Below are 12,538 nucleotides of genomic sequence, written 5' to 3'. Positions count from 1 at the left end.
ATCCGCATCATTGCTGATGCGGACTGTGATATCCTTCATAGAAACTTCAATCGTATGTGAATTGTCAAGGTTCGAATTCAGCATCTGCGATGCGGTATGCTGTTTCGGAATGTGATCCGGAACAATGTCAATGGGAACCACATCCTGTTTCGGGCGTGGAACCTCAAGATGACCATAATTCGCCGCTTGGATCTGATCCGCTGCTGTTTTCCGACAACGGCTGACCCAGTTGTAAAAGGTGCTTACTGCAATGTCGTTTTCACGACACCAGTCAGCATCTGTCATGCCGCTCTGACGGCATTCATTGATAAGTCTGATCTGTTCCACCATCGGAACGCGGGTCTTGCGAGTACCTGCCATAACCTATCCTCCATAATTGTAGTGAAATAATCTAAGTATCTATCAGCTGCAATTATAGGGGAAATCTGAGGATTTGAAAATCCGCAGGAATACTTGGCGCTTACAAAGCAAAACGAAGGGACGAACCCATTTCAATAATCAAAAAGCTGCTTTTTGATTATGTGTTCGCAGGTTCAGGTACCAATGTCTGTGTCTACGGTTTCAGCTGGTTGGCTTTTGCGGTTTCGGCTATATCTTTCGAGTACCAGACCCCAATGTGGCAGAAGTAACACTAATCGCGCAAATCGAGCGAATTGCACGAATTTATGGTTAGAAATGTTGAGAGTAATTATCTCAGGAATGTGGTAAAATGAAAAGGTATTGGTTATTGAGGATTAACGTCAAACCACAACCACACTACTTTTCACCAAACAGTTTACTGCTCATTTTCACGTTTTTCATACAAACTCATACAGGCATTAAATTTCAAAAGAATTCTATTAAAATTTTCTTCTGAATATGCTCCCTTTCCATAAGGAGTTGCTTCAAACAATTGACTTTCTCTTTCTTTCACCCGTTTGCAAATGCTGTCAAAAGCAAAAAACAAGCTCATTTGCGAATACTGGAAAACTTTGAACCAGCCTTCCTTATTTGATTTTCCCAAATCAAATATAAATACCTGATCGGTTGGATAACCCTCTGCAGCTTGCTTTCTATATAATTTTGTTGTACTAATATCTGAATGTTCAAATTTACTGCCTTCATTATATAAAGTGATATACATTCCAAATAAAATCGGATCTTGCTTGGCCAACTCTGCGATACTCTTTGGGCTTTCTCCAAGATTCTCTCTTTTTAATACTTTGCGAATCTCCCTACTGCCTCTGTTTAATTTAGTGATTGTTTCTGCATTTTTAAATCTATCATCTAATGTATCACCAAAATCTCGTATCATTTTTTTCAAATTCTGATTTGACCTGAGTTGGTTTATGTCTGGTTGATAGAAGAATTCTTTGAGTCTTGTGTTGTCTCCCTCTTCAGCTTCACATAAATACTTTATCCATAGTGCATTATTAAACTGACTTCTTGCCAAAAGGTAAGCCTCTTGTTCCATCCCATTTTCCAAAAGCAAAATACAACTATCACATAAATTCACCTGTTTGGCCATCAATGAAAGCACTTCTGTATACCAAGAATACTCATCAATCAAAATGATAGGCTGTCCTTCTTTAATTACATATTTAGCAATATCTTCTGTAATCTCTTTCAATAAATCCGTCAATTCTGGTGCATGACTTCCATTCATATCTGCATACCTCCTCTCACTGCAATATGGATAATTAGGTGTTTGCCAAATGCAGCATTTTTTGTTGCCTGGAAAATCGTAAGGTGGTCAGACCCTATAAATTCCCTAAGATGGCTGAAAATATATTTCTTTTTTGAGCTTACTCCCTGTTCCCAGTGTATACGGTAATATCACAACGTGCTCATTAATTCTCTCAATATATTCCGTCATTCGCCGTACGCTTCCCCAATCTGCTGGTTCTTCCGCTCTATCAAAAAATCCTGCAAGAGCTCTGTATGGAACCATATTGGTGAGCTGCTCTTTTGATGTTTTCAATTCCAGTGCATACTTTTTAATCGCATTTTTAATTTCTACCTTGGATGCATTTGCAGGCAGATTGCTGAGTTCTGATAATTTACTTACAGCTCTCTCCAATCCATCTTTTACTTGTCCATCGATTGGCATTCCGCTCAGATGGATGTGAAACTCGCGGACCGAGTACCATGCATTGCAAATCATTTCATCGATCACCGCATCAAAAGTGGTTTCTTTTACGCCTTCCGCAATAAGCTGGACAATCGCTTCCAACCAATAAAACTTGTAACAATAGGACGGATCTCTCATCATGTGTGAAAACCCTTCAATATCTAATGTATTGTAATATTTCCCATCCAGTTTCAAACTATATCCGATTTTTGAAGTATCAAATTCAACCACTTTTCCTCCCTCCTACCCGGACGGACATCTTTCGATATCCAGTATTCTACTATCTTTATTTCTGAAAAGTCTTTTATAAATGCCGCAAAAGAATTTTCTGTAAAATCGGTATAATATCGTTCTTCACGATATCCCGCATATTCTCCATACTTGAAGGAAGTATAAATATATCCTTCTTTCTTTAGGGCACGCATCATTTTATATAGAACATCTTGTAATTCGTCTTTCGAAAGATGTAAGATAGAAGAACACGCCCATATCCCCTCATACTTATTTACGAACGAAAGTTCCGAAAAATAACATTGTTTTCACTTCAATTTTGACATATTCTCTGGTAATTTTACAAATTTCTTCCGATCCATCTACCGCATCGACACGATAACCTTTTTCCAGAAAATATTTACTATCGCGTCCGGATCCACAGCCAAAATCCAAAATATAAGAGCCGTCCGAAAGGTAGGAAAGAAACTTATCCTGTACGGAATGGAACTCAACACTCTTTGTATTTTCAATAAATTTAGTCGCATTTTGATTATAATATTGCAGTGTATTTTCGTCCTGCTCTGTAAATTTTTTTGTTTGCTCCAAGGTCATAGTTTCTTTCCACCCTCACTCATTTTTCTACTCGACAACACTTTTCGTGAAATATGTCCTAATTTTCTGTTCCTACATTCCTTTTCTAATTTCCTCTATCAATGTAATATCTGCAGGTAACCATTCTACTTCGTTCAGTTTTTCTTTCGTCAACCACTTTGCCGCTTCGTGTTCTTTCAATACGAGATCTCCATTTAAAACTTCACACCAAAAACAATCCATAGAAAGGTGAAATGCCGGATAGTCATACTCAATCGTATCAATATATTCTCCCACTTCTATTTCTGTATCCAACTCTTCCATAATTTCTCTTTTCAAAGCCTCCTGTGGTGTCTCGCCTTTTTCAATTTTTCCTCCCGGAAATTCCCAGCCGCCTTTAAATTCTCCATAACCTCTCTGGGTTGCAAAAATAATGGATTCTCCTGTTTTATTTACTGCTTTTATTACTGCTGCAACAACTCTGATTGTTTTCATTTTACTTTTCCTCCACTGCTTTTCCACTCTGCAAATATCTCAATAAATCTTCTCTTACTGCTGTTTGCATTTTAAATTTTAATTTACAAATCGGTTTTAATACACCTCTATTATTTTTCTTTTCCGCTTCATGAGCCTCCAAGACATCAAATTCTCCCATATAGAAAAAATTGTTTTCTGCATCCGTCTTTTGAACAAAAAGATGCTTTCTCGGCGTATTTAAAACTTTATCCATATAGGCACCATCTAATTTCTTATCAATCTGAGAATCCCATCTGAAAATTACGTTATCTACAAATTCATCCGCATAATCTGGTTTTCCATCAACGTATTCTTTTTCTTCATCCGTGTTTTCCTCTTTATGATACGTAACAAAGATGAAAACATCGTCTCCCAGTTGAGACATTCCATACATTGTTGACGACAAGTCCTTGCCTGCATTCATGAGTAAGCTGACATCTCTTCTTGAGTATTTTTCATAAAGTACAAATGGTACTTCCTTTTTGTATGGCCTTGCATATTTATCTTGATATCTAGCCAAACCAACAGCTACAATATCTCGGACCTGATCATAAAAATCTTTATGTGCCAGGCGCTCTGTATAGCTCAAAATTCTCTTTAAACGGTTCTCTCCATCTGATTCCAGAATATCAATCTGGTAAAACTTCTCTCTTTCCGTGCTGTTTGTGACAAATTTGCCTTTCAGAACATCACATGCAAGATCAATCTTTTGCGTTGTTATCTCATAACCATATCGTTCTCTGCAATTATCGATAACTTCAGAATATGTAATTTGATTTTTTTCTAAAAATAATCGCAAAATCTCCAATTCATCTGGTCTTACACCGCTTAATATCGTCTTTGACAAATATTCCAGTGTTGTCTTTTCCTGTTCTGACAGCCGAAACAGCTGCTCATTTTTCTCCATTTGTTCTGCAAAAGAATAATAAGTTTTGTATTCCTTAATAATTACAAGAGGATCCATCTCCGCGTTTTCATAAAAATCCAAAAGCATTGGACGTCTTCCGAGACGGTTTTTCAGATTAACGTATCCTTCTTTCATCAATTCTTTCAAGGTGCTTGGTTTGATACAGTCAATCGCATGAAAAATCTTTTCTTTTGCTATTTCATCAAAATGAATGGTAGATGCTCCCGGAATGGTACTATTTCCACTGATCACATATTTCCGAATCACATCCGCATTGTAGGTATTATCCCCAGATAAAGCGACGGGAATCATAAAATTATTATTGTAATTTCCGATAAAATCCAGAATCACTACATATTCTTTTCCTTCCGCCTTACGCAAGCCTCTTCCCAATTGCTGGATAAAAACAATGGGTGACTGTGTTGGACGAAGCATAATGACTTGATTGACTTCAACAATATCAATTCCCTCGTTCAAAATATCTACAGAGAAAATGTAGTCCAAGGGCTGTAATTCCTCCGTTGCATCCTCTTCTTTCATAGCCAAACGTTCAAATGCTGTTTCTCGAAGCTTTTGCGGCGTTTCATTACTAAGTGCAAGTGTTCTATAACCACGCTCATTGAACATGTTTGACAAGGTTTCACATTCTTTATTTCTACTGCAGAAAATCAGTCCCTTCACGCGTTCTCCGCTATAGCCGTAATACTGTGCCTGCTCAATGATGTGGTCCACACGTTGTTCACTTGTAAGAAGATTGAAATCCTTCTCTGTAAGATTCTTTCCTTTGAATGTTTTATCGTCTATCAGTGCAATATCACTGATTCCAAAGTAATGGAAAGGACACAGCAAATGATCTTCCATTGCTTTCTGTAATCGAATTTCATGTGCGATCTGATGATGGAAAAGTTCATAGACATTTCGCCCTTCTATATGATCATCCCGTTTATCTGGAGTTGCTGTCATACCTAAAAATAGCTGTGGCTCAAAATAGTTCATTACTTTCTGATACGTATTCGCCGGACTATGATGCGCCTCATCGAGAATGATACAATCAAATGCATCTTTTTCATATTGGAACAAATGCTGATCTCTATTTAGCGTCTCTACCATAGCAAATACAAAATCACAGCCATATTCGTGTTTTCCATCACCTACGATGCCCATAGAAACAGAATTATTAAACACTCGTTCAAAAGACTTCTTGGCCTGTTTGGCTAACTGTGCCCGGTGAACAAGGAATAATACTCTCTTAAAACCTAATTCACGCATTGCAAATGCTGATGCATATGTTTTTCCAGTTCCCGTAGCCGAAATCAATAATGCTCTTTTCTCACCTTTTTCAATGATTTTTCGAAGATTAACAATAAATTCTTCCTGCATGGAATTCGGCTTTAATTTATATTTTTCAAAAGACGGAATCCTGTCTTTTTTAGCCTCTTCTCGTTGATGTTTGATGATCTCGTAGCGTGCTTTGTAAATTTCATAAAAGGTTTCAAAACCCAAAGCATACTCTGAATTCCAAAACGAATTGAATTCTTTTACAATCTCACTTGCTACTTCACCCTGCTCCGTCGATATAATCTTTGTATTCCACTCTATGTTGCTGGTAAGTGCTGCACTTGTCATATTGGAACTGCCAAGGATAATTCTATAAACCTCTTCTTTTTTGAAAATGTATCCTTTGGTATGAAATCCATTATTGGCAGCTTCCACATCATACATTTTTAGCGTAATATTTTTCAATTCATTCAGTTTTGCCAACGCTCTTGGCTCACTAAAATCTAAGTAGTTCGTTGTAAGAATTTGCCCCGGGATTCTCTTTCGCTCGAGTTCTTTTAACGTCTGCAGGAGGGGCGTAATTCCTCCCATTGTGATAAATGCCACACTAATCTGGAATTGTTCACAGCGAAGTAGCTCTTCTTCAATAGAAGAAATAACTTTTTTACCCTCTTCTGGATTGTTTGATATAAAACTCGGTTTATATTCCAGATTTGAAGCAAGATTTCCATTGATATAGGCTGCTTCCACCCCTTGATTTATGTTTTGTATTATTTCTTCTTTCACCGTTTCATCCTCTCTGTTCTAACTTTAAATTGTAACGTATTTTACTTTACAATTCAAATTTTTTCATCATTTTCCAGTTTTTACCATGCTTTATAACGTCTCCTGATACGCCCGATCAATCAGCTTCTTTGCCTTCTGAAAGTCTTCTGCCGTCTTGATTGACACTTCTAGCTCCCCCGTTCCGTAATGTCCAATCCCGCGGGTATCTCTTGTGAATCCTTCTTCCAGTTCAACAGTGTCCGGGTTGAGTTTCATTCGGAGCAGGATCTGTTTGTTATAAATTTCAATGCAGAAAATGTTCTGCACTTTCTTATAGGCCAAATACAGCTTCAATTGGTTTGGAACAAGATCGTCTCCCAGCGATTCGATGTAGTCACAAAGCGCCGTATATAATGTTTTGAAATGGCTGCTTGCTGATGACAGCTTCTCTAAATGTGTTTTCTGTGTGTATGTACTACTTGTTGTTGAAATGGTTGATGTTTCCGTTACTGGCTTTGCCACCGGTGTGTTCAGATGCTCAAACAGCAACAGATCTTCCCCATATTTCCGATATTTCACCAACTTGATATTCCTCTGCATCTGATTCACTGCATGCACGTCGTATTTCGTAAAATCATTTGCAATACAAATCACACAAGGCACCGACCAATCAATCTGGTCTGCTACTTCCATACCCAGTTTTTCAATCACAAGCAGTTTGAAATCCGCTTTGTGATCCAAAAGCCAATCCAGATAAAATAGTCCTTGATTAATTACATTCTCACTCATGCTTCTCTTGTATTCGAAAATCACCGGGCTGTTATTTTCATCAATTCCAATACTGTCCATTCTTCCCGAAGTGATCGCATATTCACTTTTCAGAAAGCGAATGCCGAAAAATGTCTCCATATTCTGCTCTATCATTGTCTGCAATTGTTTTTCCAATAATACCGTGGAAGAGGTGCGCTCTTTCACAACAGTTCCGATTTCAAAAAGTTTTATCTCCGACACCACATATTCTCCTGTTCCTGTCTATTTTTTAATTATTCTCCATTTTTCAAAAATCCACCAAATAGATCCCAATCCCAATTTCCGTAAAATCCCCTCTATGCTCAATTGTCGTTATTTTTGCCTTCAGCAGTTTCCCTGCATCCATCAATCTTGCAAATACTACATTATCTTTTTTCGGAATATACCCCAGTTTTCGCCTCTCGTTCGTAAGAACCAGAATCGCATTCTGATCAAATCTATTGTCCTCGCGCTGAAGAAGCAGATCATCTTCCTCTTTTATTTCACCCAAAACGCTCTGATCTTCCAGATGTGTCGTTCCCGCCACATAGGAATTAAACAAATAAATTTCTCTAACCAGTGGTTTTAAAATTTCTCCCAGTTCATGATTGTCGATCAGGGATACTACCCCGCCTTTGTTAATCTCTAATTCATCCGCCATAGAAAACTCACCCCATTTTTCATCATCTGTTCCAGAAGCTGATCCAGCTCCTGCTCATATACCCTATATTCTTCCAGTTCTTTTTGTAACTCCCGCTTCTTGTTTTGAACCGCTTCCTGATCCTGCAGAAGGAATCGATATTGGTAAGGATTCGTCTCTTTGATCTTCTGAATCTGCTCTTTTAATTTTTCTATCTTTGTGTCGATATCCTGTATTTTGATTTCATTCCCATCTAAATGATGGTCTACCAGAAATTTATTTACCAAAATTTCCGCCTCTTCCAGCTCCTCCAGATCATTTGCACGGTAAGAAACTACAATCCTCTGCCATAATTCTTTTAGTTCCGGTATCTCATTTGTTTTCGGATTCATATCTGGATGAATCTGCTTTGCAAGTCTGTAGTACAACTTTTTTATTTTTGCCGCGGTTTCTTCGCTGATGATTTCTCCACTATGCGCAATCTCATTTTCCTGTATCATTTCAGAAAGTTTTCGATTGTACTCTTTCATTTCCTGTGACAGATAGTTCTGCAGTTCCGCCTGATCCACCGGTTTTCCACGATTGACGGCCATCTGGCAGAAAGATATGGTCTTTTTCTTTTTGATGCAGGCTATTTTCTGTTCAAATACCGCTGTGATCAGATTGCCAAATTCAGCCAGATATCTGTTCTTCCAGGCATACGCTTCTTTTCGCAGTTTATCCCTTAAAAATAATAACGTTTCATATTCTGAATATCTGTTATCTGTACTTTTTATGATTTCATCCATTACCGTCTCTTTGGACCTTTCTTATTTTGAAATATGATTAATATGATTATAGCGTACTGTTACCTAAAATACCATTCCAAAAAGAAAAAGGCTACAGCTCCACGCAAGCCGTAACCTCTTCTCTAATCTCTCTTCTATTTCCGATACACGCTCTTCCCCCGTGCAATCACTTCCTGAATCTCCAGTCCCTGATCCAGTACGCAAAGATCTGCATCAAACCCTTCCTGGATTTTTCCTTTTCCTTTCAGTGACAGGATCTCTGCCGGGTTTGCCGTAATCGTCGAAATTGCGGTTTCCAGCGGAATTCCCGCTTTCTCCACGCATTCTTTTACTTCTTTCAGCAAACAGCTCGACTGGCCCATGCCCATCCGCAGGAATTCTCCCTTTTCATTAAAGATCGGCAGACTGCCCTGACCGTCGGATGAGATGGTGATGTGTTTCGGGTTCACGCCTGCATCCAGCATGCGGCGGATTCCTTTGCACACGCGGACTTCATCACAGACAGTTTCCCAGTAATTGATCTCTTCATTTCCGGTGAAATCGACTGCGCCGCCCTTTATGGCGTATTCAATTGCCTTCTGGAACAGCTTCTCGTTCCGGTTGACATGGGTCGGGAGGAACTGGCTGACCGGGATTTCGGTTTCGCTGATGACGCGTTCGATCAGCTCCATACATCTTGCACCGTCGCCAAGGTGGACATTGATCACTCCCGCTTTCCCGGAAAGAACACCGCCGAGGCGCGTGTCTGCTGCCAGTCGGGCGAATTCTTCGAAGGTCGGCTGTGAGGATCGGTGGTCCGAGATGGCGATTTCGCCGGTTCCGATGATTTCTTCGATCATCATGATATCTTTCGTAATTCCATCCGTCAGTGTACGCACCGGAACCTGATAGCTGCCGGTGTAGCACCAGGCGGACATGCCCTGCTCCCGGAGGCCTTTTGTTTTTGCCACGAGCGCGCACATGTCACGGCCAATGCCGTCAGTTCCGAGACAGCCGACAACGGTTGTCACACCGAACTTGTTCAGGCCTTCCATCGTCGCCTCCGGGGTGCGGTTGGCAAAGCCGCCCTCGCCGCCTCCGCCAAGCACGTGAACATGGCAGTCGACAAAGCCAGGTGTCAGGACAAGTCCGGTTCCGTCTACGGTCTCCGCGCCAAAGAGCAGGCCGTCTGCCGTTATCGTGCCGGCATCTGCGATCTTGACAATTTTATCATACACCGTAAGAACGTCTTTTCTTCCGAGGTATTCCGGCGCATAGACGTCTATATTCTGAAATAATATCATTTTCTCTCACTCCTCTTAAAATCCAATGGCAACCGCAATCAAAATCGTAATGACTGCTCCAATCATCAGTATCCCTAAGAATTTCCACATGAATTTGATCCAGTTCGACCACTCGATTTTTGCAATCGCCAGGGAGCCGATCAGGCAGCCGGAGGTCGGGACGATCAGGTTTGTGAAGGCATCACCGAGCTGGAACGCAAGGACGGATGTCTGGCGGGATACGCCGAGAAGGTCCGCGAGCGGTGCCATGATCGGCATGGTGATCGCCGCCTGGCCGGAGCCGGATACGACGAAAAAGTTGAAGACCGACTGGAACACATACATCAGCACGGCTGCGGCTGCACCGGAAAGACCGGCCAGGGCCTGTGAAATGCCGTACATAATGGTGTTGATAACGGTCGGGGTGGTCGGATCGGAACCGCCGAGCACCTGCATGATGCCCTGTGCCATCGCTACAACGAGTGCCGCACCGATCAGGTCCTTTGCGCCGTCTTTGAAGGAAACGGCAATATCATTTACTTTCATGTCATTCAGATGGAAAATGACACCGATCACACCTGCCACAATTCCCATGATGAAGAACTGGGTTGCGATTTCGGCCATGTAATAACCTTTTGCCATAACGCCCCAGATAACCCAGACAACGGTAACAGCCAGTGTCACCAGAACTAGGATATGGCCGATGCCGAAGGAATGGCCCTCGTCGATGCCTGTTTTTTCGTTCTGATCACGGAAATACTGGTCACTTTCGTAGGCAACGGAGATTTCCGGGGTCTTTTTGACTTTTGCTGCATAGAACATGGTCATGCCGCAGCCAAGAGCGGTGAATACGACCCACATCACCATACGGAAACCTGCGCCGGAGAAGACGTCAACGCCGGCGATTCCCTGTGCGATTCCGACGGAAAACGGGTTCATCCAGGAAGATCCGAAGCCGATCTGTGTTGCCACGTACGTAACAAGCACGGCAATGACGGTGTCGTATCCGACAGCGACGAACAGCGGGCAGAGGATCATGGTGAACGGAAGGGCCTCTTCTCCCATTCCGAACACGGCTCCGCCGAGGGAAAACAGGACGAAAAGGACCGGGATCAGCAGTTTTTCGGCTCCTTTTGCTTTACGGATCAGGCCGATCAGACCGGCTTCAACGGCTCCGGTGCGGATCATGATACCGAAAGCGCCGCCGACTACCATCAGAAATGCGATGATTTCGATGGCGGAGCTGCTGATAATTCCGTTATACATGTAATTGAAAAATCCGGTTCCGCCGTCGCCGCTGAACAGTGCAACGCCTTCTGTGACCGGTTTTCCGGCAGCATCGGTCAGATACTGGAAGCTTCCGTCTTTGATGACGGTACGGGTTTTTTCTACCCCGTTCATCAGGTATGTGACATCCTCCGTCTCGTAATAGCCTTTCGGGACGAGGAAAGTCATGACGGCCGCGATAACCACCACAAAAAAGATGATAATGTAGGTATCCGGCACGTTAAATCCCCTGTTGAATGATTTCAGGCCTTCGCCTTTCTTTTTGCTCATATTTTGAGATTTCCTCCATTTGATATTCTATTCTCGTTTTTAACACGCATGGATTAGTGTACCATAGATCATAGAGGAAAGTCACTGAAAAAATCAAAAAAGTAACAGAAAAATTTTCCATTCGGATTTTTCTGCCGGCTGTGTGCAATGTCATGCATAACATAATTGTATAGAAAGACAAACAATTCCTTTTAGGGTTTCCTGCTCCCCGTCTCTTATGCTATACTTGGAAAGTTGTTCTAACAGTAATACAAATCTAATACAGAAAGCGAGCTTGTGAACCTCACATGACTAAAGTCACGTGCTTCCGGCCGCTTTAGGCGGCAGACCAAATATCGGCGGATACGCCTGTTACTTAGATTTTGCACAGATATGTGCTTCTTCCATGCCGGATACGGCAGGTTTCCACATAACAGGTAATCCACTGCATATCTGCCTGTGTTTATGCTACTTTACGCAGTTCCATTTCTGAAATCAGTTCTCTCAGATCTGCATAAACACATGAGGTTCTACGCTTTACTGCAGGAACTTTTGCCTCCAGCAAAGACCTTTCCGTTTCCGGTAAGGGTTTTAAAATTTCACGGATAAAATATCTTGCTCCGATATTATACGATGCCGACAAATCACAGTTGTATCTTTTTCCGGTCTGAAACGTACACAGACGATGATCCCGTATATCACGGGCAATTTCTCCTGATCCATCAAAGGCAAGCCTGCTCGTGTTCCATGCACAGATTCGGGAAATTCGGATTCCCTTTCTGTGTGCCTGCTGTCCGCACCGTTTCTGGATATCACGTTTTCTCCACATCTGCAGTTTCTGCTTTTTCTTCCCGGAAAGTTTTCCTTTCATTTCCAGATATTCGAAAACAATCACATCTGCCTTCTTTTCTGACGCATACAGAACGATTTCCCTTGCAATTTTTCTGCCAAGCTCTGTATTCAGACGTTTTGCATATGCCCATTTTCCCTGCACCTGACGCGATCCATGTTCCCGCTGAAATCTTCGAATCCGTCCCAGCACACGGTACATCCGGTCTTTGTCACTGGGAAAGTTAATAAACTCTCTTCCCAGGATAGTTCCGTCTGGACGCATGATGGTACAGACTGCATCCGTATTGATGC

General features: G+C 41.6%; 11 protein-coding genes and 1 pseudogene. All 12 read right to left on the bottom strand.

Features of this window, described 5'->3' with window-relative positions; translation table 11 throughout:
- The coding region (gene tnpA, locus DWX32_RS18710; RefSeq protein ID WP_243037637.1) for an IS66 family insertion sequence element accessory protein TnpA at positions 1-360 on the bottom strand (360 nt) is incomplete at its 3' end.
- A 415-nt stretch (positions 361-775) separates the two neighbouring features.
- Positions 776-1,645: a DUF5677 domain-containing protein gene (locus tag DWX32_RS18705; RefSeq protein WP_055221459.1), complete on the bottom strand. Its 870-nt coding sequence runs from the start codon at positions 1,643-1,645 to the stop codon at positions 776-778.
- Positions 1,646-1,750: 105 nt separating this feature from the next.
- Positions 1,751-2,341 (bottom strand): hypothetical protein, encoded by a 591-nt coding sequence (locus tag DWX32_RS18700; protein WP_243037636.1) that lies wholly within the window; start codon positions 2,339-2,341, stop codon positions 1,751-1,753.
- Positions 2,302-2,935, bottom strand: a pseudogene (locus DWX32_RS20785) (class I SAM-dependent methyltransferase). The gene DWX32_RS18700 and the pseudogene DWX32_RS20785 overlap by 40 nt, the downstream one beginning before the upstream one ends.
- A gap of 72 nt (positions 2,936-3,007) precedes the next feature.
- The gene (locus tag DWX32_RS18690) at positions 3,008-3,409 is read right to left on the bottom strand and encodes a (deoxy)nucleoside triphosphate pyrophosphohydrolase (protein ID WP_055221463.1); all 402 of its coding nucleotides are present in this window, start codon (positions 3,407-3,409) and stop codon (positions 3,008-3,010) included.
- Position 3,410: 1 nt separating this feature from the next.
- A complete protein-coding gene (locus DWX32_RS18685) occupies positions 3,411-6,401 on the bottom strand; it encodes a DEAD/DEAH box helicase (RefSeq protein ID WP_118660844.1) in 2,991 nt (996 codons plus the stop codon).
- A 90-nt stretch (positions 6,402-6,491) separates the two neighbouring features.
- Positions 6,492-7,391: an endonuclease NucS domain-containing protein gene (locus DWX32_RS18680; RefSeq protein WP_118660842.1), complete on the bottom strand. Its 900-nt coding sequence runs from the start codon at positions 7,389-7,391 to the stop codon at positions 6,492-6,494.
- 46 nt (positions 7,392-7,437) lie between these two features.
- Positions 7,438-7,830, bottom strand: a complete 393-nt coding sequence (locus DWX32_RS18675) for an HIRAN domain-containing protein (protein ID WP_118660840.1) — start codon at positions 7,828-7,830, stop codon at positions 7,438-7,440.
- Positions 7,815-8,597, bottom strand: a complete 783-nt coding sequence (locus tag DWX32_RS18670) for a J domain-containing protein (protein ID WP_118660838.1) — start codon at positions 8,595-8,597, stop codon at positions 7,815-7,817. The genes DWX32_RS18675 and DWX32_RS18670 overlap by 16 nt, the downstream gene beginning before the upstream one ends.
- A gap of 134 nt (positions 8,598-8,731) precedes the next feature.
- Positions 8,732-9,880 carry a beta-aspartyl-peptidase gene (gene iadA, locus DWX32_RS18665; protein WP_118660836.1) on the bottom strand — a complete coding sequence of 383 codons (1,149 nt, stop codon included), beginning with the start codon at positions 9,878-9,880 and terminating at the stop codon, positions 8,732-8,734.
- Between the two features lie 15 nt (positions 9,881-9,895).
- Positions 9,896-11,416 carry a putative basic amino acid antiporter YfcC gene (gene yfcC / locus DWX32_RS18660; protein WP_022462924.1) on the bottom strand — a complete coding sequence of 507 codons (1,521 nt, stop codon included), beginning with the start codon at positions 11,414-11,416 and terminating at the stop codon, positions 9,896-9,898.
- A 442-nt stretch (positions 11,417-11,858) separates the two neighbouring features.
- On the bottom strand, positions 11,859-12,538 hold a 680-nt coding region (locus DWX32_RS18655; RefSeq protein ID WP_243037635.1), incomplete at its 5' end, for an IS200/IS605 family accessory protein TnpB-related protein.

The organism is Blautia sp. AF19-13LB, from assembly GCF_003479105.1.
Classification (GTDB): Bacteria; Bacillota; Clostridia; order Lachnospirales; family Lachnospiraceae; genus Fusicatenibacter; species Fusicatenibacter saccharivorans.
Note: the sequence above shows the minus strand (reverse complement) of the source record. Positions and strands in the feature narration are given on the sequence as shown.

Bases quoted from the DNA above. Each gene is read 5' to 3' on its own strand.
- DWX32_RS18690 (WP_055221463.1), bottom strand. From the start codon at position 3,409: ATGAAAACAATCAGAGTTGTTGCAGCAGTAATAAAAGCAGTAAATAAA.
- DWX32_RS18705 (WP_055221459.1), bottom strand. From the start codon at position 1,645: ATGAATGGAAGTCATGCACCAGAATTGACGGATTTATTGAAAGAGATT.
- DWX32_RS18675 (WP_118660840.1), bottom strand. From the start codon at position 7,830: ATGGCGGATGAATTAGAGATTAACAAAGGCGGGGTAGTATCCCTGATC.
- DWX32_RS18670 (WP_118660838.1), bottom strand. From the start codon at position 8,597: ATGGATGAAATCATAAAAAGTACAGATAACAGATATTCAGAATATGAA.
- yfcC (WP_022462924.1), bottom strand. From the start codon at position 11,416: ATGAGCAAAAAGAAAGGCGAAGGCCTGAAATCATTCAACAGGGGATTT.
- iadA (WP_118660836.1), bottom strand. From the start codon at position 9,880: ATGATATTATTTCAGAATATAGACGTCTATGCGCCGGAATACCTCGGA.